The sequence below is a fragment of the Kitasatospora cinereorecta genome (genome assembly GCF_024172095.1).
Classification (GTDB): Bacteria; Actinomycetota; Actinomycetes; order Streptomycetales; family Streptomycetaceae; genus Kitasatospora; species Kitasatospora cinereorecta.
Genome location: NZ_JAMZDX010000002.1, coordinates 516,824 through 536,145 on the forward strand (window position 1 = coordinate 516,824; position 19,322 = coordinate 536,145).

The 19,322-nt window shown below is 75.5% G+C and carries 19 protein-coding genes; 12 read left to right on the plus strand and 7 right to left on the minus strand.

Annotated features, from left to right (window positions below):
* Positions 1 to 236: 236 nt before the first annotated feature.
* The 9 genes from FHR36_RS09235 to FHR36_RS09275 all read left to right on the plus strand — a co-directional run bounded on the left by FHR36_RS09235 (position 237) and on the right by FHR36_RS09275 (position 9,511).
* A complete protein-coding gene (locus FHR36_RS09235; RefSeq protein ID WP_253795573.1) occupies positions 237 to 1,403 on the plus strand; it encodes an NAD(P)/FAD-dependent oxidoreductase in 1,167 nt (388 codons plus the stop codon).
* A gap of 2 nt (positions 1,404 to 1,405) precedes the next feature.
* Positions 1,406 to 1,720 carry a (2Fe-2S)-binding protein gene (locus tag FHR36_RS09240; RefSeq protein WP_253795575.1) on the plus strand — a complete coding sequence of 105 codons (315 nt, stop codon included), beginning with the start codon at positions 1,406 to 1,408 and terminating at the stop codon, positions 1,718 to 1,720.
* A complete protein-coding gene (locus tag FHR36_RS09245) occupies positions 1,701 to 3,098 on the plus strand; it encodes an FAD/NAD(P)-dependent oxidoreductase (protein WP_253795576.1) in 1,398 nt (465 codons plus the stop codon). Before FHR36_RS09240 ends, FHR36_RS09245 begins: the two co-directional genes overlap by 20 nt.
* Positions 3,099 to 3,251: 153 nt before the next feature.
* On the plus strand, positions 3,252 to 4,115 hold the full coding sequence (locus FHR36_RS09250; RefSeq protein WP_253796716.1) for a dihydrodipicolinate synthase family protein: 864 nt from the start codon (positions 3,252 to 3,254) through the stop codon (positions 4,113 to 4,115).
* 155 nt (positions 4,116 to 4,270) lie between these two features.
* Positions 4,271 to 5,275: a proline racemase family protein gene (locus tag FHR36_RS09255; RefSeq protein WP_253795577.1), complete on the plus strand. Its 1,005-nt coding sequence runs from the start codon at positions 4,271 to 4,273 to the stop codon at positions 5,273 to 5,275.
* A gap of 175 nt (positions 5,276 to 5,450) precedes the next feature.
* Entirely contained in the window at positions 5,451 to 6,830 is a 1,380-nt protein-coding gene (locus FHR36_RS09260) for an aldehyde dehydrogenase family protein (protein WP_253795579.1), read from the plus strand.
* Positions 6,827 to 7,834, plus strand: a complete 1,008-nt coding sequence (locus tag FHR36_RS09265) for a proline racemase family protein (protein WP_253795581.1) — start codon at positions 6,827 to 6,829, stop codon at positions 7,832 to 7,834. The genes FHR36_RS09260 and FHR36_RS09265 overlap by 4 nt, the downstream gene beginning before the upstream one ends.
* Positions 7,831 to 8,727: an ornithine cyclodeaminase family protein gene (locus FHR36_RS09270; protein ID WP_253795583.1), complete on the plus strand. Its 897-nt coding sequence runs from the start codon at positions 7,831 to 7,833 to the stop codon at positions 8,725 to 8,727. The genes FHR36_RS09265 and FHR36_RS09270 overlap by 4 nt, the downstream gene beginning before the upstream one ends.
* 73 nt (positions 8,728 to 8,800) lie before the next feature.
* A complete protein-coding gene (locus FHR36_RS09275; RefSeq protein ID WP_253795585.1) occupies positions 8,801 to 9,511 on the plus strand; it encodes a GntR family transcriptional regulator in 711 nt (236 codons plus the stop codon).
* 4 nt (positions 9,512 to 9,515) lie between these two features.
* On the opposite strand, the gene FHR36_RS09280 is transcribed toward FHR36_RS09275, so the two are convergent.
* From FHR36_RS09280 to FHR36_RS09295, 4 genes are all read right to left on the minus strand, one after another.
* Positions 9,516 to 10,052, minus strand: a complete 537-nt coding sequence (locus tag FHR36_RS09280) for a GNAT family N-acetyltransferase (RefSeq protein WP_253795587.1) — start codon at positions 10,050 to 10,052, stop codon at positions 9,516 to 9,518.
* Positions 10,046 to 11,416, minus strand: a complete 1,371-nt coding sequence (locus FHR36_RS09285; protein ID WP_253795589.1) for an ATP-grasp domain-containing protein — start codon at positions 11,414 to 11,416, stop codon at positions 10,046 to 10,048. Before FHR36_RS09285 ends, FHR36_RS09280 begins: the two co-directional genes overlap by 7 nt.
* Before the next feature lie 75 nt (positions 11,417 to 11,491).
* The gene (locus FHR36_RS09290; RefSeq protein ID WP_253795591.1) at positions 11,492 to 12,208 is read right to left on the minus strand and encodes an ABC transporter ATP-binding protein; all 717 of its coding nucleotides are present in this window, start codon (positions 12,206 to 12,208) and stop codon (positions 11,492 to 11,494) included.
* Positions 12,205 to 13,278, minus strand: a complete 1,074-nt coding sequence (locus FHR36_RS09295) for an FtsX-like permease family protein (protein ID WP_253795594.1) — start codon at positions 13,276 to 13,278, stop codon at positions 12,205 to 12,207. The genes FHR36_RS09290 and FHR36_RS09295 overlap by 4 nt, the downstream gene beginning before the upstream one ends.
* A gap of 178 nt (positions 13,279 to 13,456) precedes the next feature.
* Here FHR36_RS09295 and FHR36_RS09300 point away from each other — a divergent pair, with 178 nt between their 5' ends.
* Positions 13,457 to 14,731: a sensor histidine kinase gene (locus FHR36_RS09300; RefSeq protein WP_253795595.1), complete on the plus strand. Its 1,275-nt coding sequence runs from the start codon at positions 13,457 to 13,459 to the stop codon at positions 14,729 to 14,731.
* Positions 14,728 to 15,369, plus strand: a complete 642-nt coding sequence (locus tag FHR36_RS09305) for a response regulator (RefSeq protein WP_253795597.1) — start codon at positions 14,728 to 14,730, stop codon at positions 15,367 to 15,369. The genes FHR36_RS09300 and FHR36_RS09305 overlap by 4 nt, the downstream gene beginning before the upstream one ends.
* A 251-nt stretch (positions 15,370 to 15,620) precedes the next feature.
* Here FHR36_RS09305 and FHR36_RS09310 read toward each other — a convergent pair whose 3' ends face one another.
* Positions 15,621 to 16,139 carry an isochorismatase family protein gene (locus FHR36_RS09310; RefSeq protein WP_253795599.1) on the minus strand — a complete coding sequence of 173 codons (519 nt, stop codon included), beginning with the start codon at positions 16,137 to 16,139 and terminating at the stop codon, positions 15,621 to 15,623.
* Positions 16,140 to 16,245: 106 nt separating this feature from the next.
* Here FHR36_RS09310 and FHR36_RS09315 point away from each other — a divergent pair, with 106 nt between their 5' ends.
* Positions 16,246 to 17,289 carry a nitronate monooxygenase gene (locus FHR36_RS09315; RefSeq protein WP_253795601.1) on the plus strand — a complete coding sequence of 348 codons (1,044 nt, stop codon included), beginning with the start codon at positions 16,246 to 16,248 and terminating at the stop codon, positions 17,287 to 17,289.
* Here FHR36_RS09315 and FHR36_RS09320 read toward each other — a convergent pair.
* Positions 17,268 to 17,639, minus strand: coding sequence for a MerR family transcriptional regulator (locus FHR36_RS09320; RefSeq protein WP_253795603.1), 372 nt, complete (start codon positions 17,637 to 17,639; stop codon positions 17,268 to 17,270). The two genes, FHR36_RS09315 and FHR36_RS09320, sit on opposite strands and share 22 nt — an antisense overlap.
* Before the next feature lie 86 nt (positions 17,640 to 17,725).
* Positions 17,726 to 19,180, minus strand: a complete 1,455-nt coding sequence (locus tag FHR36_RS09325; RefSeq protein WP_253795605.1) for an aminopeptidase P family protein — start codon at positions 19,178 to 19,180, stop codon at positions 17,726 to 17,728.
* Between the last annotated feature and the right edge of the window lie 142 nt (positions 19,181 to 19,322).

The following is a 19,322-nucleotide window of genomic DNA, read 5'->3' on the forward strand; positions in this document are numbered from 1 at the left end:
GGTGGCGACTGCCGTGTGGGCGGGTCCCGGAGTGGGCGGGTGGTGATCGGTGGGTGCCGGCCTGCGGTGGTGTCGTTCCGGTGGGTGGGCGGGGAGTGGGTGGGGCTCGCGGCCGGCTGGTGGGGAGGTAGGTCGGTGGCTCCTGTGCGTCGCCGTCGGCGGGCTGCGGTGGGTGCTGGCCCGGTGGGTAGGGGGCGGGGTTGGCAGGGGGTTGAGCCATGTGACATATTACTGACGTGCTCAAGCGATCCCCCCATGACGTCGTGGTGATCGGCGCCGGTGTGGTCGGCGCCGCCTGCGCGTACTACGCGAGTCGGGCCGGGCTGCGGGTTGCCGTGGTCGACCGTGGTCCGGTGGCCGGCGGTACCACCGGTGCCGGCGAGGGCAACCTGCTGGTGTCCGACAAGGAGCCGGGGCCCGAGCTGGATCTCGCGCTGCTGTCCACCCGGCTGTGGCGCGAGCTGGCCGGGAGCCTCGGCGAGGCGGTCGAGTACGAGCCCAAGGGCGGGCTGGTGGTGGCCGCCGCCCCGGCGGGGCTGGACGCGCTGCGGGAGTTCGCGGCGGGCCAGCGCAAGGCGGGCGTCGAGGCGGTCGAGGTCGGCCCGGACGGGCTGCCCGAGCTGGAGCCGCACTTGGCCCCGGGCCTGGCCGGCGGCTTCCTCTACCCGCAGGACGCCCAGGTGCAGCCGGCCCTCGCCGCCGCCCACCTGCTGCGTGCCTCCGGCGCCGACCGCTACCTGGGCGAGACCGTCCGGGGCCTGCTGACCGGGCCGGACGGCGCGGTGGCGGGCGTGGTCACCGACCGCCGGGAGCTGTCCGCCCCCGCGGTGGTCAATGCGGCCGGCACCTGGGGTGGCGCGGTCGCCCGGCTGGCCGGGGTGGAGCTGCCGGTGATGCCCCGGCGCGGCTTCGTGCTGGTCACCGAGCCGCTGCCGCGGATCGTGCGGCACAAGGTGTACGCCGCCGACTACGTGGCGGACGTCGCCAGCGGGTCGGCCGACCTGCAGAGTTCGGCGGTGGTCGAGGGGACGCCCGCCGGGCCGGTGCTGATCGGCGCCAGCCGGGAGCGGGTCGGGTTCGACCGCAGGCTCGACCCGGTGGTGCTGCACCGGCTCGCCGCCCAGGCGGCGGCGCTGTTCCCGGTGCTGCGGCAGGTCGCGGTGCAGCGCGCCTACCGGGGCTTCCGGCCGTACCTGCCGGACCACCTGCCGGCGATCGGCGCCGATCCGCGGGTGCCCGGGCTGGTGCACGCCTGCGGCCACGAGGGCGCCGGGATCGGCCTTGCCCCCGCCACCGGACTGCTGATCGCCGAGCAGCTGACGGGCGCCCGCCCGTCCCTCGACCTGACACCCTTCCGGGCCGACCGCTTCCCGCCGTCCGCCCCCGACGCGGGACTGGAGTGACCATGGGCCGCAACCCCCTCGACCTGGTCGGCGCGGAGCCCGGGCCGGCCCGCACCTTCACCTTCGACGGCCGCCCGGTGCCGGCGCTGCCCGGGCAGACCATCGCCGCGGCGCTGTGGGCCGACGGCGTGCTCGCCTGGCGGACCACCCGGGTCGGCGGCCGCCCGCGCGGCGCGTTCTGCGGGATCGGCGCCTGCTTCGACTGCCTGGCCACCGTGAACGGCCGACCCAACCAGCGCACCTGCCTGCTGCCCGCCGAGGCCGGCGACACCGTCACCACCCAGGAGGGGCACGGCCATGCCGACCTTGCCGTCTGAGCCGGCGCGTGGCCGGGCGCCGTACGACCTCGCCGTGGTGGGCGCCGGTCCGGCCGGCCTCGCCGCCGCCGTGACCGCCGCCGAGCTGGGGCTGCGGGTGGCCCTGCTGGACGCCGGCCCCCGGGTCGGCGGCCAGTACTACCGCCACCCCGCGCCCGAACTCGGCGCCGCCCGGCCGGACCGGCTGCACCACGGCTGGGCGGTCTTCGCCCGGCTGCGCGACCGGCTGCGGGCGCAGCCGCGGATCGACCACCTGGCCGGGCACCATGTATGGGCCGCCGAGCGCGGCGAGCCGTGGCGGCTGCACGCCACCCTCGGCCCGGACGCGGGGGACCGCGTCACGGTCGAGGCCGGTGCGGTGCTGCTGGCCACCGGCGCGTACGAGCGGCAGCTGCCGTTCCCCGGCTGGACCCTGCCCGGCGTGGTGACCGCGGGCGGCGCGCAGGCGATGCTCAAGGCGGGCCTGGTGCTGCCGGGCCGGCGGATCGTGGTGGCGGGCAGCGGTCCGCTGCTGCTGGCGGCCGCGTCCTCGCTGGTCTCGGCCGGTGCCGCGGTGCCGGCCGTGGTGGAGGCGGGCAGCTACCTGGGCTATGCCCGGGGCGTGGCCGCGCTGGCCGCCAACCCGGCCAAGCTGGTCGAGGGCGCGCAGCACGGGACGGTCCTGCTGCGGCACGGGGTCCGGCTGCGGCGCTCCAGCGCGGTGATCGAGGCGCACGGCACCGACCGGGTGACCGCGGTGACCGTGGCCCGGCTGGACGCCGACTGGCGGCCGGTGCCCGGCACCGAGCGGCGGATCGGCTGCGACGCGGTGGCGATCGGGCACGGCCTTGTCCCGCAGATCGAGCTGGCCACCGAGCTGGGCGCGGCCACCAGGACCGTCCCGGACGGCACCGTGGCGCTGGCCGTCGACGGTGAGCAGCGCACCAGCCTGCCCGGGCTGTGGGCGGCCGGTGAGACCTGCGGGGTCGGCGGCGCCGATCTGGCGCTGGCCGAGGGCGTGCTGGCGGCGTACGCGGTCGCCGGACGGCCCGCGCCGCGCGGGGCGCTGGTGCGCCGGAGGCGGCGGCGGGCGTTCGCCGAGCTGATGGCCGCCGCGCACGCCCCCGGCGTCGGGTGGACCGACTGGCTGACCCCGGAGACCGACGTCTGCCGGTGCGAGGAGGTCCCGGCCGGCCGGATCCGTGAGGCGGTGGAGGAGCTCGGCGCGGGCGACGCCCGGACGGTCAAGCTGCTCACCCGGGCCGGGATGGGCTGGTGCCAGGGCCGGATGTGCGGTGCGGCCGTGGCCTGCCTGGCCGGTGGCCCGACGGACCGGCCGGACTCCCGCCCGCTCTCCTGTCCGGTGCCGCTGGCCCAACTGGCCGAGCCGCCGGCCTGACCCCGGCCCGGCGGCCCGGCCCGAGCCTTCGTTCTCCCCGGCGGGGACCCTTGTGGGTTTCTCGTCGTCCCTGTATAAAATGTCACACATCACATCTAGGGAGTTGCCCCCGTGTCCCTCGCACACGACCCCACTCGTCCGTGGCGCGGCATCATGGTCGCCACCACGCTGCCCTTCCGTGACGACCTCACGGTGGACTACGACGCGTACGCCGAGCACGTCCGCTGGCTGATCGACAACGGCTGCGACGGCGTCGTCCCCAACGGCTCGCTCGGCGAGTACCAGACCCTCACCGCCGAGGAGCGCGCCCGGGTCGTCACCACCGCCGTCGAGGCGGCCGGCGACGGCGCCCGGGTGATGCCGGGCGTGGCCGCCTACGGCAGCGCCGAGTCCCGCCGCTGGGCCGAGCAGGCCGCCGAGGCCGGCGCCGGCTCCGTCCTGCTGCTGCCGCCGAACGCCTACCGCGCCGACCACGCCGCGGTCCGCGCCCACTACGCCGAGGTGGCCCGGGCCGGTGTGCCGATCGTCGCCTACAACAACCCGATCGACACCAAGGTCGACCTGGTGCCGGGCCTGCTGGCCGAGCTGCACGCCGAGGGCTCGATCGTCGCGGTCAAGGAGTTCAGCGGCGACGTCCGCCGGGCGTACGAGATCGCCGAGCTGGCCCCCGGGCTGGACCTGCTGATCGGCGCCGACGACGTGCTGCTGGAGCTGGCCATCGCGGGCGCCGTCGGCTGGATCGCCGGCTACCCCAACGCTCTGCCGCAGGCCTGTGCCACGCTCTACCGGGCCGCCGTCTCCGGCGACCTGGAGACCGCCCTGCCGCTGTACAAGTCGCTGCACTCGCTGCTGCGCTGGGACTCCAAGACCGAGTTCGTCCAGGCCATCAAGCTCTCCATGGACCTGGCCGGCCGCCGCGGCGGGCCGACCCGCGCGCCGCGCCTGCCGCTGGTGCCGGAGATCGAGTCCGCCGTCCGGGCCGCCACCGAGAAGGCACTCGCCGAGGGCCTGAAGTAAACCGGGCCGTCGCCGCGCCGGGCCATCATCGGTCCGGCACCGCGCCGCAACCAGGTTGACGTCAGGCCGCCCGGGCCACCGGGCAGCAAGGCCACCGGGCCGCCGGCGCCGGCTGCGGGGGCAGCCGGCCCGGCCCCGCCTCCAGGAGGGATCCCATGCGCACCCGTCACGTGTTCCACGCCGTCGACTCGCACACCGAGGGCATGCCGACCCGGGTCATCACCGGCGGATTCGGCACCATCCCCGGCGCCACCATGGCCGAGCGGCGGGTCCACTTCCAGCAGCACCTCGACCACTTCCGGACGCTGCTGATGTACGAGCCGCGCGGCCACGCCGCGATGAGCGGCGCGATCCTCCAGCCGCCCACCCGGCCGGACGCCGACTTCGGCGTGCTCTACATCGAGGTCTCCGGGCTGCTGCCGATGTGCGGGCACGGCACCATCGGGGTCGCCACCGTGCTGGTGGAGACCGGCATGGTCGAGGTGGTCGAGCCGGTCACCACGGTGCGGCTGGACACCCCGGCCGGGCTGGTGGTCGCCGACGTCCACGTCGAGGGCGGCGCCGCGACTGCGGTCACCATCCGCAACGTGCCCTCGTACGCGGTCGCGCTGGACCGGAAGGTCGACGTGCCCGGGTACGGGACCGTCACGTACGACCTGGCGTACGGCGGGAACTTCTACGCGATCCTGCCGCTGGCCGAGTTCGGGCTGCCGTTCGAACGGGAGCGCAAGCAGGACATCCTGGACGCCGGGCTGGCGATGATGGACGCGATCAACGCCGGCGACGAGCGACCCGTCCACCCGGAGAACCCGTCCATCCACAGCTGCCACCACGTCCAGCTGCTCGCGCCGGGCTCCGACGCCCGCCACTCGCGGCACGCGATGGCCATCCACCCCGGCTGGTTCGACCGCTCGCCGTGCGGCACCGGCACCTCCGCGCGGATGGCGCAGCTGCACGCGCGCGGCGAACTCCCGCTGGACACCGACTTCGTGAACGACTCCTTCATCGGCACCAGCTTCACCGGCCGACTGGTGGAGGAGACCACGGTCGCCGGCCGCCCGGCGGTCGTCCCGACCGTCACCGGCCGTGCCTGGATCACCGGGACGGCCCAGTACTTCCTGGACCCGACGGATCCGTTCCCGGCGGGCTTCCTGCTCTGACCCCTGGTGGGCAGTGGTCGACCCCACCTGTTGGGACGGGTCGGGGAGCCACGGCCGTCCGTGCCCCGACCTGACCCGTCTCGTCTTCCGCTTCGCGCAGTTCTCCCCCAGCCTTCGGCCGGGAGGTGCCCCCACGCGCCCCTGTCGGGCGCAACCTCGTTGAAAGGCCAGTGACATGACTCTCACGTCCTACAACCCCGCCGACCCGGCCGATCTGGTGCTGTCCGTGGAGCCGGTCGGCGCGGCCGGTACGGGGGCGGCCGTCGAGGCGGCGCGTGCGGCGCAGCGGGGGTGGCTGGCGGCGGGGGCGGCGGCCCGGGCGGCGGCGCTGGGGCGGGCGGCGGACGCGGTGGAGGCGGCGGCGGACGAGCTGACCGCGCTGGTCGTCCGGGAGGTCGGCAAGCCGGTGGCGGAGGCGCGCGGCGAGGTGGCGCGGACGGTCGCGATCTGGCGGTACTACGCGCAGGCGCCGTTCGCCCCGTCCGGGGCGGTGCACGAGCCGGCGGCGGGGGAGGGGCTGCTGCTGACGCGCCGTCGCCCGTACGGGGTGGCGGGGCTGATCACGCCGTGGAACTTCCCGCTGGCGATTCCGACGTGGAAGGCGGCCCCCGCGCTGGCGGTGGGCAACACGGTGGTGCTGAAGCCGGCGCCGGAGGCGACCGCGTGTGCGCTGCGGCTGGCGGAGCTGGCCGGGCTGCCGGCAGGGGTGCTGACGGTGGTGCCGGGCGGGGCGGACGAGGGGAACGCCCTGGTGTCGGCGGCGGACGTGGTGTCGTTCACCGGATCCACCGCGGTGGGCCGGGCGGTGGTCGCCACCACCACGGCGCGCGGGGTGCCGGTGCAGGCGGAGATGGGCGGACTGAACGCGGCGCTGGTGCTGCCGGACGCGGACATCGCGCAGGCGGCGGCGCACCTGGCGGCGGCGATCGCCGGCTACGCGGGCCAGAAGTGCACCGCCACCAGCCGGGTGATCGCGGTCGGCGACGCGTACGAGCCGCTCGCCGAGGCGCTGGCCAAGGCACTGGCGACGACACCCGCCGCGGATCCGGCGTCGCCGCAGACGGTGTGCGGCCCGGTGATCAACGAGGGCGCGCTGGAGCGGCTCACCCAGGCGATCGAGTCGGCCCGGGCGGCCGGGGCGACGGTGCTGGCGGGCGGGCAGCGGGCGGCGCGCGAGGGCTGGTACCTGGAGCCGACGCTGCTGGAGAAGGTGCCGGCCGACCACCCGCTGGCGTCCGAGGAGTTCTTCGGCCCGGTCGCGGTGCTGCTGCCCGCGGCCGACCTGGACGAGGCGATCGCGCTGGCCAACGACACCCGGCACAGCCTGTCCACCTCGGTGCACAGCCGGGACCTGGACACCGCGCTGGCCGCCGCCGACCGGCTGGACGCGGGCATGATCCGGGTCAACGCCCCGTCCAGCGGGGTCGACTTCCACCTGCCGTTCAGCGGGGCCAAGCAGGCCGGGTACGGCGCCCGCGAGCAGGGCCAGGCGGTGCTGGACTTCTACACCGCGTCCCGGACCGTCACCCTGCTGCCGGCCGGGGGTGCCCGGTGAACATCGGCACCACCGACTACCACACGGCGGGCGAGCCGTTCCGGATCGTCACCTCGGGCCTGCCGCCCGTCCCGGGCGACAGCGTCGCCGAGCGCCGGGCGATCGCGATCGGTGCCGGCGGCACCGCCACCGCGCCGCGGCCGAGCGCCCTGGACGACGTCCGCCGGCTGCTCACCCGTGAGCCGCGCGGGCACGCCGGGATGTACGGCGGGTTCCTGGTGCCGCCGGACGACAGCGAGGCGCACCTGGGCGTGCTGTTCTGGCACAAGGACGGCTACTCCACCGCGTGCGGGCACGGCACGATGGCGCTCGGCGCGTGGGCGGTCGACTCCGGGCTGGTCCAGGCGCCGGCGGACGGCAGCGTCCAGGTGCGGATCGACGTCCCGTCCGGCCGGGTCGCCGCCACGGTGCACCGCGCCGGCGGCCGGACCACCGGCGTCACCTTCCGCAACGTCCCGACCCGGGTGATGGCCCGCAAGGTCGAACTCACCACCCCGCGCGGCCCGGTCGCGGTCGACCTGGCCGACTCGGGCGCCTGCTACGCCTCGGTCCGGGCCGCCGACCTGGGCCTCGCGGTGACGCCCGAGCGGCTGCCCGAACTGACCGCCGCCGGACGGGACATCCGTGCCGCGCTGGCCGACCACCCCGCCACCCGCGAGGTCCGCGACGGCGTGTACGGCGTGATCCTGCACGACGAGCTGCCCGACACCCCGAACGGGCCGCACCAGCGCAACGTCACCGTCTTCGCCGACGGCCAGATCGACCGCTCGCCGTGCGGCTCCGGCACCTCGGCCCGGCTCGCCCTGCTCGCGGTGGACGGGCGCCTCGCGGTCGGCGAGGAACTGCGCCACGAGTCGGTGATCGGCACGGTGTTCACCGGCCGGGTGCTCGGCGAGCGGGCGGGCGGTGTCCTCACCGAGGTCAGTGGCACCGCCCACCGCACCGGCGAGCACCGCTTCGTCCTCGACACCGACGACTCCCTCGGAACGGGCTTCCTGCTGTGACCGCACCGCTCGACCTCGACCTCACCCTCGGCCCGGCCGAGGCGGTCGCCGCCCTGGAGCAGGTCCTGCTGGCCGGCCTCGACCCGGAGGGCTGCCCGCCCCGCGCCAACATCCCCGTCCCGGCGGGCGAGCTGCTGCTGATGCCCGCCGCCACCGACCGCTACGCCGGGGTGAAGATCGCCGGCGTCGCCCCGGCCAACCCCGACCGCGGGTTGCCCCGGATCACCGGCAGCTACCTGCTGCTGGACGGACCCACCCTGCGCCCGCTCGCCCTGCTCGACGGCGCCGCGCTGACCGCCCTGCGCACCCCCGCGGTCACCGCCCTGGCGCTCGGCCGGCTCGCCGCCCCGGACGCCGCCCACCTGGTGCTGTTCGGCGCAGGACCGCAGGCGTACGGGCACCTGGACGCGCTGCACGCGGTGCTGCCGCTGCGCCGGCTGACCGTGGTCTCCCGCAGCGCCGGGCCGGCCGAGCGGCTCGCCGCGTACGGCCGGGACCTGGGGCTGGACGCCCGGTGCGGCGGACCCGGCGCGGTCGCCGAGGCGGACCTGGTGATCTGCTGCACCACCGCGCGGACCCCGCTGTTCGACGGCCGGCTGGTGCCGGACCGGGCGGCGGTGGCCGCGGTCGGCTCGCACGAGCCGGACGCCCGGGAGGTGGACGGCGTGCTGGTGGCCCGGTCCGCGCGGTACGTGGAGGCCAGGAGCGTCGCGCTGCGCGAGGCCGGCGACCTGATCATGGCCGGGGCAGGTGAGGAGAGTCTGAACAATCTCGCCGAACTGGTGACCGGGAGGGCGGTTGTGCCCCAGAATCGGCCGAGGTTCTTCAAGAGCGTCGGCATGGCCTGGCAGGATCTGGCGGTGGCCGTCGCCCAGTACGAGCTGCGGCCCTGACCAGCCGCAGGGCCCGCACTCACCGTAACGTGACATTGTACAATGAGGTCCTGCGAACCTCCGGAGGAACACCATGGCGGACCTCAAGCCCCGCACCCTCATCTCCGTCCAGGAGAGACTGCGCGACCAGGTCGCCCACGCCCTGCGTGCCGCGCTGATCTCCGGCGAGCTGCGCCCCGGCGTCGTGTACTCCGCACCCGCGCTGGCCGCCGACTTCGGCGTCTCGGCCACCCCGGTGCGCGAGGCGATGCTCGACCTGGCCCGCGAGGGCTTGGTCGAGGCCGTCCGCAACAAGGGCTTCCGGGTCACCGAGCTGAGCGAGCGGGACCTCGACGAGTACACCGAGATCCGCGCGCTGATCGAGGTCCCCACCGTCGGCCGGGTCACCCGCACCGCCACCGCCGAGCAACTGGAGGCGCTGCGGCCGACCGCCGAGGAGATCGTCGCCGCCGCCCGCAAGCACGACCTGATCGGCTACCTGGAGGCGGACCGCCGCTTCCACCTCGACCTGCTCGGCCTGGCCGGCAACGCCCGCCTGGTGGAGACCGTCGGCGACCTGCGCAAGCGCTCCCGCCTGTACGGCCTCAACCGGCTCGACCAGCGCGGCGAGCTGGTCTCCTCGGCCGAGGAGCACCTGGAACTGCTCGACCTGATGATCTCCGGCGACGCCGAGGCGGCCGAGGAGTGCATGGCCCGCCACCTGGGCCACATCCGCTCGCTCTGGGCGGCCGGCGCGGAGCCCGTCGAGGAGGAGCGCCCCGCGCTGCGCCTGCGCGCCCGCTGAGCCGTCAGCGGTCCGGGCGGATGCCCGGGACCGGCGTGTCCAGGGCCGGGGCCTCGAACAGGGCCCCGGCGCGGGCTGTCGGGACGGTTCCCACCCGGTGCCAGCCGCGGGCGGCGTAGTAGGCCTGCAGCCGCGGGTTGTCCGGCGCCACGTTGATCCGCACCACCGGGACGCCGGCCAGCGCTGCGCCGTGACGGGTCCAGTCGGCGAGCCGGCCGCCGATGCCCAGGCCCGTGTGGCGGCGGTCGACCACCAACCTGGAGAGGTAGTGGGCGGGCCGGGCCCGCTCCTCGTCCGTCCACAGCCGTCGGCTGCCGACGTCCCGTACGGTGTACGAGGCCACCGGCTCGCCGCCCGGTTCGAGCATCGCCAGCACCGTCGCCCCGGCCTCGATCAGGGCCAACCGGCGGGCCCAGCTCATCGGCCTCGACCACTGGGTGCAGCCGTGCACGCGGGCGATCCACTCGGCGGCCTCCGCCCGCCAGCGCACCAGCGTCGGCAGGTCGTCGGGGACGGCCGGGCGCAGGTGCAGGGTCAGCACGGCTCGACCGCGAAGCGGGCGTACAGGGCGTCGACCAGCTGCCGCCCGTCCGGGGCGAGTTCGCGGCCGTCCGGGGTGGTCAGCGGGCGGCGGCAGACCAGCCGGGCCAGGACCGTGCCCGGCCGGACCAGGGTGCCGACCGGCGGTACCTGGAGCACCACGCAGTCGTCCTCGCCGCACTCCAGCAGTCCGTAGCCGTCGGCCCGCCGGTGCAGCACGCCGTCCGCCAGCGCGTGCACACCGCTGCCCGGGGCGATCGCGACCCGCCCGGCCGGGCCGCGGTGGCGGACGGTCAGCTGGACGCCGGGTGCCGGGTCGGGGGCCGGCTTGGCGAGGGTGACCTGGCCGCGGCGCTCCAGCACGTGGCGCAGCAGGGTCGGCATCCGCCGCTCGGCCAGCTCCAGCTCGCCGAGCAGCCAGGTGGAGCCCTGCAGGCGGCAGTTGACCTCCAGTACGGTGATCGATTCGCCGCGCACCACGACGTCGGCGCCGAACACGCCGCGGTACCCGAGCTCGGCCAGGCCCCAGCCGATCCGCTCCACCGCCTCCGCGCCGCGCACCGGCACGGTGGGCGGCAGCAGCGCCGGGGCGCCGAAGTCGCAGCCCGAGTACCAGCCGAACGCCGCGCCGATCCCCGCCACGCCGGTGAGCTGCAGCGACGGGCGCAGCACCGAGACCGAGCCGTCGGCGCCGACCAGGCCGTGGAAGTTGAGCGAGACGTCGCCGGCGTACTCGCTGACCAGCCAGCGGCCGTCCGGCGAGGCCGGGATCCGGTGGAGTGCCTGCTCGCCGTCGGCCGCGTGGTCGACCAGGAAGGTGCCCTGGCCGCCCGAACCCCTCGGCAGCTGCACCACGTAGCGCTCGCCGAAGCGGCGGCGCAGCGCCCGGCCGTCCAGCTCGCCGACCACGGTGTCCGCGGGGGTGGTGAGCCCCAGTCCGCGGAACCAGTCGCGCATGGCGATCTTGTCGGTCATCACCGCGGCGGACGGCTGCGGCCGGGGCAGCAGCAGATGCGCCCCCGCACCGGCCAGCGCAGCCTGCCACTCGGCGCGCGGCGGGGTGTACGTGGCGAGCGCGAACTCCCGTCCGCGCCAGCGGTCCTGGAGCCGCTCGGGCAGGGCCGCCAGCAGCCGGTCCAGCTGCCCGCGCACGTTGGTGTCCTCGCGGACGCCGGTCAGCTCCTCACCGGCGTGGAGTTCGACGCCGAAGCGTTCCGCCCAGCCCCGGTCGGCCGTCTGGCTGCTCAGCAGCACCTCCAGGCACCCGGTGCGCAGCAGCGGCAGCAGCAGGAAGGGGCGGGTGGTGAAACCGAGCCCGGGGACGGTTCGCAGCTGCCGGACGGCCTCGTCGAGGGAAGAGATCACCCAGGGATTATGCAGCCGGACACCCCGGGCCGTGAGCGATCGGCTACGATCCGTCACGGCCCGGGGTGTCGTGCCCTACAATCCGGCGCCCGCCTCGGCCAGCCGCCCGTCCTGCATCTCCAGCACCCGGTCCACCCGGCCCAGCAGCTCGCGGTCGTGGGTGACCATGACGGTCGCGGTGTCGTGCGTTCGGGTGATGTCGGCCAGCAAACGCACGATCTGCGCGCCGCGCTCGTGGTCCAGCGCCGAGGTCGGCTCGTCCACCAGCAGCACCGACGGGTCGCCGAAAAGCGCCCGGGCGATGTTCACCCGCTGCCGCTCGCCGCCGGAGAGCTGGTGCGGGCGGCGCCGCTGCTTGGCCCCGTCCAGCCCGACCGAGGACAGCAGCTCCTCGGCCCGCCGCCGGGCCTCGCGCGGCCGCCGGCCGCGCACCGACTCCAGCACCAGCAGCTGCTCCACCGCGGTCAGCGAGGCCAGCAGGTTGGACTGCTGGAAGACGATGCCGAGCCGCTCGCGGCGCAGCGCCGTCCGCTCCCGGTCGCCGAGCGCGCCCGCGTCCACCCCGTCGACCAGGACCGCGCCGGAGTCCGGCCGCAGCAGCGTCGCGGCGACCGCCAGCAGGCTCGACTTGCCCGAGCCGGACGGGCCCGCCACCGCGGCGAACTCGCCCGGCGCCACCGTCAGGCTCACCCGGTCCAGCGCGGTCAGCCGGCTCTCGCCGTCCGGGTAGGTCAGGGTCACCTCGCGCAGCGCGAGGCCGGTACGGGTCCTGGTCGAGGTGGTGGTGGTCATCGGTTGGCTCCCAGCGCGGCCAGCGGGTCGACGGAGGTGATGCGGCGGACGGCGAGCGCGGCCCCGGCGAGACCGAGCAGCACCATCACGGCCACCGGTACGGCCACGCTGAGCACACCGACGTCGAACGGCACCGCGGACGCGGCGAACACCCCGCCCACCGCGCCGATCGCGCCGCCCAGCAGCGCCCCGGCCAGCAGCACCGCCGCCGCCTGCGCCAGCGCATCGCGCACCAGGTAGCCACTGCTGGCCCCGACCGCCTTCAGTACCGCGATGTCCGGCTTGCGCTGCACCGTCCACACCGTGAAGAACGCCCCGACCACCAGCGCGCTCACCGCGAACAGGAAGCCCTGGATCATCTGCAGGCTGCCCTGCTCGGCCGCGTACCCGTTGATGCCCGCCAGCGCGTCCGACCGCGGCACGGTCACGGTGGACTGCGCCCCGTCCAGCGCGCCGAGGGCGCTCGGCGACCCGGTCAGGGCCAGCGCGGTCGGCTGCGACTGCCCGCTCAGCTGCTCCCAGGTGGCCAGGCTGGTCCACACGCTCGGCGCGTGCGAGAAGGAACGCTCCGCGGTGATGCCCGAGACGGTCAGCGTGCGCGGGCCGACCTGCACCTGCCCGCCGACCGTGAGGTGGTACTGGGCCGCCGTGTCGGCGCCCACCGCGACCTGCCCGTCCTGCGGGGCCGTACCCGCCGACAGCGGCGGCAGCAGCAGCGTGTTGCCCGTGCCGACGACGCTGACCGAGGCGGCCGCGTCGGAGGCGGTGAGCCGGGTCAGCGAGACGCCGAACGGTACCGCCGAGCGCACCCCGGGAGCGGCCGCGAACGCCGCCTGCTGGGCGGGCGACACCGTGCTGTTGCTGAACGACACCGTGGGCGCGGCGCCCGCCGGGGCGCCGAAGACGATCCGGTCGGCGGGCAGCTCGGCGACGGTGGACGAGGCGGCCGAGGCCAGACCGCCGGTCAGTCCGTAGAGAAAGACGACCAGGGTCGTTATCAGGGTGACGACCGCGCCCATCAGGGCGAAGCGCCCCCTGGCGAAGCGGATGTCACGCAGTGCGACGAACACGAGGACCTTCCGGGAAGTGGACGGTGAGGACACCACCCACCCTGTCGGCCCGGGCCCGCCGTGCCATCAGGGAGAGGAGGGCATCCGGACCCCACCGGGGGATGCACCCGAAAATCCATCGAACGGTTGATGCCGCGGCGGGTCGGACCACAGCGGCCACCCCGTACCCTCGGAAGGCGTGACCCGTACCGAACCGCCCGCACCAGAGGGTCCCGTCCACTCTGCCCACACCCCGGCCCTGCGGCTGATGAACCTCGCCCTGCACGGGCTGTTCTTCACCCTGCTGGGTGTCCTGCTCGTCCGGGGACTCGTGGGCGGCGGCCTCGGATCGGGCGGCCTGGTGACAGCCGGCGTGCTCGCGGCCGTCTACGCGTCGGGGGGCGTGGCAGACCGCGTCCGCGACACCCGGCTGTGGGCCGGCCTCTGGCTCGGCTCCGTGGTCCTGCTGTGGGTCGCGCTCACCCTCCAGCACCCCGAATTCTGCTACCTCGCCTTCCCGCTGTACTTCGTCTGCCTGCACGTCCTGCCACCGCGCTGGTCGCTGCCGGCCGTCGCCCTGCTCACCGGCATCGTGGTCGCCGCCCAGGCCTCCACCCCCGGCGGCCTCACCACCGCCAAGGTCCTCGGCCCGCTCGCCGGCGCCGCCGTCGCCCTGCTCACCGCGTACGGCTACGCCGCGCTCTACCGCGAGAGTCGCTCCCGCCAGCAGCTCATCGACGACCTGGTCCGCACCCGCGACGAACTCGCCGCCAGCCAGCGCGAAGCCGGCCGGCTCGCCGAACGCCAGCGCCTCGCCCGCGAGATCCACGACACCCTCGCCCAGGGCCTGTCCAGCATCGTCCTGCTCGCCCGCTCCGCCGAGACCGCCCTGCCCACCGACCCCGACACCGCCGCCGAACGGATCCGCGAGGTCGGCCGTACCGCCTCCGCCAACCTCGCCGAAGCCCGCCGCTTCGTCCACGCCCTCACCCCGCCCGCCCTCGACGACACCACCCTCAGCGAGGCCCTGCGCCGCCTCGCCGGCGGCGCCGACGCCGACTTCCACCTCGACGGCGAGCCCTACCCGCTGCCGGTCGAGGCCGAGGTCGCCCTGCTCCGGCTCACCCAGGAAGCCCTCGCCAACGCCGTCCGGCACGCCCGCGCCGAGCGGATCGCCGTCACCCTCAGCTACCTCGACGACGAGGTCACCCTGGACGTCTTCGACGACGGCGTCGGCTTCGACGCCGCCACCGGGCCCGGCCCCGACTCCTTCGGACTGCACGGCATGCACGAGCGGATCGCCGACCTCGGCGGCAGCCTCACCGTCGAGTCCGCACCGGGCGAGGGCACGGCCGTCGCCGCCTCGCTGCCGCTGCGGGCGGTCGGGACGGTGCTCTCGACGGGCTCGACGGGCTCGACGGGCTCGACGGGCTCGGCGGTTTCGGTGGCTTCGGTGGCGGGGGCGGCGCGGTGATCCGGGTGGTCCTGGTGGACGACCATCCGGTCGTCCGGCGCGGGCTGCGCGCCATGGTCGACGACCTGCCCGAGGTCGAGGCGGTCGGCGAGGCCGGCGACGGCGCCGCCGCGCTGGCGCTGCTCGCCGAGCTGCCGGCCGAGCGGCAGCCGGACGTGGTGCTGATGGACCTCCAGATGGGGACCGGCATGCACGGCGTCGAGGCCACCCGGCGGATCACCGCGCTGCCTTCGCCGCCCGCCGTGCTGATCCTCACCACGTACTCCACCGACGCCGACATCCTCGCCGCCGTCGAGGCCGGCGCCACCGGCTACCTGCTCAAGGACGCACCGCCGGAGGAGGTCGCCGCCGCGGTGCATGCCGCTGCGCGGGGCGAGACCGTTCTCGCGCCGCCGGTCGCCGCCCGGCTGCTCGGCCGGGTGCGGGCCGGGCGGCCCTCGCTCTCCCCGCGCGAGACGGAGATCCTCCAGCTGCTCGCCGAGGGGCTGGCCAACCGGCAGATCTCCAAGCGGCTGTTCATCAGCGAGGCCACGGTGAAGACCCACCTGGTGCACATCTACGACAAGCTCGGCGTCGACTCGCGCACCTCCGCGATCGCCGCGGGCCTGACCGCGGGACTGATCCGCCCCGGCGGCTGAGAGGGCTACCCCAGGGGCGCGGGGATTGGCGTCAACCCAGGGGCGCGAGGAACTGCCGCGCGACTGGCCATGCACCCACGTAGAGCGGTGGTTGGTCGCGCAGTTCCCCGCGCCCCTGGAAGTTCGCGTCGTTGACTCGCGTCCATCCGAGTGGCTGATTGGCGTCAACCCAGGGGCGCGAGGAACTGCGCGACGAGCCATGCACTCAGGTAGAGGGTGGCTTGTCGCGCAGTTCCTCGCGCCCCTGAAGATCAGGAGCCCTCCAGGGCGATCTCGGGCAGGGGGAGGACCCGGCCGAAGCGGGGGAGGTCGAGGGTGGTCGCGGCGTGGTGTTCGGCGGCGGTGAGGGCGGCGAGGGCGTCCTCGACGAAGGCGACCTCGTAGCCGTGGTCGGTGGCGGCGCGGGCGGTGGACTCGACGCCGAGGTTGGTGGCGATGCCGCCGAAGACCAGGGTGTCGACGCCGAAACCCTCGAGGAGGTCGTTGAGCTCGGTGCCGTAGAAGCCGCCGATGGTGCGCTTGACCACGGTGCGGTCGGCGAGCGCCTCGATCTCGGCGGTCAGTCCGCTGCCGGGCGGCTGCTCGTCGACGCCCGGCCGCTCGACCCGGACGGCGATCACCGGCGCGCCGGCCGCGCGGAACCGCTGGGCGAGCGCGACGGAGGCGGCCACCACCTCGGCGCCGGAGCGGGGTTCGACCGGCAGCCCGACGATGCGGTCCATCAGGTCGATCAGGACGAGGGCGGTGCGAGCGGGGTCGAATGCGGTCATGACGACACGTTAGCGCCGCCGTACTCCGTCACGTTCCGCCGGGCGGGCGGTGCGGCGAGTCGTACGCTGTCGGTGACGACCGAGTTCCGTGGAGAGGGCGCAGCGGATGAGCGTGGACGTGACCGTACCGCTGGTGGCCGCGCCGATGGCCGGCGGGGCGTCGACTCCCGAGCTGGTGGCGGCGGTGGGTGGGGCCGGCGCCCTGGGGTTCCTCGCCGCGGGCTACCGGACCGCCGCCGCGACGGCCGAACAGATCCGGCGGACCAGGGAGCTGACGGACCGACCGTTCGGGATGAACCTGTTCGTGCCGGGGCCGCCCGCCGACCCGGCGGTGGTCGCCGCGTACCGGGAGCGGCTGCGGCCGGAGGCGGAGCGGTGGGGTGTGGAGCTGCCGGAGCGGATCCCCGTCGACCGGGACGACTGGGAGGCCAAGCTGGAGGTCCTGGTCGCGGAGCCGGTGGCGTACGTGTCGTACACGTTCGGGCTGCCGAGCCGGGCGGAGGCCGAGGCGGTGCGGGCCGCGGGCAGCCGGCAGCTCGGGACGGTGACCACGCCCGCCGAGGCGCGCGCCGCGGCCGAACTCGGCATGGACGCCCTGGTGGTGCAGGGACCGGAGGCGGGCGGGCACCGCGGCACGCACCGGGCGGAGGACTTGCCGGGCACCCTGCCGCTGCTCGAACTCCTCGCAGCCGTACGGGCCGAGACCGATCTGCCGCTGATCGCCGCGGGTGGGCTGGCGGACGGCCCGTCGATCGCCGCCGCGCTGCGCGCCGGGGCGGTCGCGGTCCAGCTCGGCACGGCGTACCTGCGGACGGACGAGTCCGGCGCGAGCGAGGCGCACCGGCGGGCCCTGCTGGAGCTGGGGTCCACCACGGTCACCCGGGCGTTCACCGGGCGCCCGGCGCGCGGCCTGTGCAACGACTTCATCGACCGCTACGAGCCGTACGCGCCGATCGGGTACCCCGAGGTGCACCACCTGACGCAGCCGCTGCGCGCGGCCGCGGCCGAGCGGGGCGACCTGGCGGCGATGCACCTGTGGGCGGGCACCGGGCACCGGCTGGCGCGCACCGGTCCGGCGGCGGAGGTGACGCTCGCGCTGTGGCGGGAGGCGGCCGCGGCGGGTGGGGGTCAGTCGAGCGCCGTGCGGTAGTGGCCGATCTTCGCGCCGATGTACTCGCGCTGGCGCCGCAGCACGGCCATCTGCGCGTCGACCTGTGCCGCGTGCTGCTCCAGGACCGCGAGGCGCTCGGCGAAGGTGTCGCGGCCGGCCCGGACCAGTTCGGCGTAGCGGAGCATGTCGGCGATCGGCATGCCGGTGTCGCGCAGGCAGCGCAGGACGGTGAGCCACTCGAGGTCGGCGGGGGTGAAGCGGCGGTGGCCGCTGGCGGAGCGCTCCACCCCGTCCAGCAGGCCGATCTTCTCGTAGTAGCGCAGGGTGTCCAGGCTGAAGCCGGACTCGGCGACGGTCTGGGCGGGGGTGAGGTACGGGGTGGGCGTCATGACGTCCGATCATGCCCGGTGCGCCGGGCGGCACTCCAGGCGGTTTCGCCCCGGACGGCGGCCGGGCCCACCCCGACCGGGACGGGTCAGCCGAGCAGGCGTCCCATCCACTCCTCGATGCCGGCCACGGTCCGCGGCAGGGCGCCGGACATCAGGCGGGCGCCGTCGGCGGTGATGACCAGGTCGTCCTCGATCCGGACGCCGATGCCGCGCAGTTCGGCGGGCAGGGTCTCGTCGTCGGGCTGGAGGTAGAGGCCGGGCTCGACGGTGAGGACCATGCCCTCCTCCAGGACGCCGTCGAGGTAGGTCTCGGCGCGGGCCTTGGCGCAGTCGTGCACGTCGAGGCCGAGCATGTGCCCGCTGCTGCAGAGGGTGTAGCGCCGGTACAGGCCGCTGTCCTCGCGCAGCGCCTCCTCGGCGGGGACGGGGAGCACGCCCCATTCGGCCAGGCCCTCGGCGATCACCCGCATGCCGGCGCGGTGGAAGTCGCGGAAGGAGGCGCCGGGCCGCAGGGTGGCGATGGCGGCGTCCTGGGCGGCGAGGACGAGCTGGTAGACGTCGCGCTGGACGGGGGAGAAGGTGCCGCCGAGGGGCAGGGTGCGGGTGATGTCGGCGGTGTAGAGGGTGTCGGTCTCCACGCCGGCGTCGAGCAGGAGCAGCCGGTCCGGGTCGAGCGGGCCGTCGTTGCGGATCCAGTGCAGGACGCAGGCGTGCGCGCCGGAGGCGACGATGGTGTCGTAGCCGGTGCCGTTGCCCTCGGCGCGGGCGCGCTGGTTGAAGGCGCCCTCCAGCCAGCGTTCGCCGCGCGGGTGGCGCAGGGCGGCGGGCAGGGCGCGGACGACGTCCTCGAAGCCGGCCGCGGTGTGGTCGACGGACAGTTGCAGCTGCTCGACCTCCCAGGCGTCCTTGACCAGGCGCAGTTCGGAGAGGACGGCGGCCAGCCGGGCGTCGGCCGCCTCGCGTCCGGGGGCCGGGCGGTCGAGCGCGGCGTCGAGCAGCGGGTCGACGCCGGTCAGCACCCGGGTGGGCGGCTGCGGTCCGGCGGTGAGCTTGCCGAGGTCGTCCAGGTGGGCGGTGCGGATGCCGGTGAGCTGCTCGGCCTCGGCCAGGTCGGGCCGGCGGCCGACCCAGAACTCGCCGTAGCGGCGGTCGCGGTAGAACTCGGCGCTGCCGCCGCCGCGCGGGGAGCGGGGGCGCAGGTACAGCACGGCCTCGCCGTCGGGCTCGACCACCAGGACGTGGCCGACCTGCTCCTCGCCGGTGAGTCCGGTCAGCCAGGCGTACGCGCTGTGCGGGCGGAAGCGGTAGTCGCAGTCGTTGCTGCGGACCTTGAGCTGTCCGGCCGGGACGAGCAGCCGTTCGCCGGGGAAGGCGGCGGCCAGCCGGGCGCGGCGGGCCGGGGTGACGTGGTGGCCGGGGGTGCGGTCGCCGGCGGGCAGCGGGGTGGCGGCCCAGCCGGTGGACATGAAGGCGTCCAGCGCGGGGGAGACGGGCAGATCGTGGCTGCCGGTGTTGAGGACGCGGGTCGGGTCGACGGTCACTGCGGACTCCTGTGAGCTGGGAGAACTACGCGGACTGGCAAGTGAGTTGCGCACCGTCAGGACACGTCTCGATAACGGGGCGCGCGCCTCTTGCGCAGTGCAATTTCACATTACTATGTTACGGGTCACACCTCAGAGTGGG

Bases quoted from the DNA above. Each gene is read 5' to 3' on its own strand.
- FHR36_RS09275 (WP_253795585.1), top strand. From the start codon at position 8,801: ATGGCGGACCTCAAGCCCCGCACCCTCATCTCCGTCCAGGAGAGACTG.
- FHR36_RS09255 (WP_253795577.1), top strand. From the start codon at position 4,271: ATGCGCACCCGTCACGTGTTCCACGCCGTCGACTCGCACACCGAGGGC.
- FHR36_RS09240 (WP_253795575.1), top strand. From the start codon at position 1,406: ATGGGCCGCAACCCCCTCGACCTGGTCGGCGCGGAGCCCGGGCCGGCC.
- FHR36_RS09315 (WP_253795601.1), top strand. From the start codon at position 16,246: ATGAGCGTGGACGTGACCGTACCGCTGGTGGCCGCGCCGATGGCCGGC.
- FHR36_RS09260 (WP_253795579.1), top strand. From the start codon at position 5,451: ATGACTCTCACGTCCTACAACCCCGCCGACCCGGCCGATCTGGTGCTG.
- FHR36_RS09245 (WP_253795576.1), top strand. From the start codon at position 1,701: ATGCCGACCTTGCCGTCTGAGCCGGCGCGTGGCCGGGCGCCGTACGAC.
- FHR36_RS09320 (WP_253795603.1), bottom strand. From the start codon at position 17,639: ATGACGCCCACCCCGTACCTCACCCCCGCCCAGACCGTCGCCGAGTCC.
- FHR36_RS09310 (WP_253795599.1), bottom strand. From the start codon at position 16,139: ATGACCGCATTCGACCCCGCTCGCACCGCCCTCGTCCTGATCGACCTG.
- FHR36_RS09290 (WP_253795591.1), bottom strand. From the start codon at position 12,208: ATGACCACCACCACCTCGACCAGGACCCGTACCGGCCTCGCGCTGCGC.
- FHR36_RS09250 (WP_253796716.1), top strand. From the start codon at position 3,252: ATGGTCGCCACCACGCTGCCCTTCCGTGACGACCTCACGGTGGACTAC.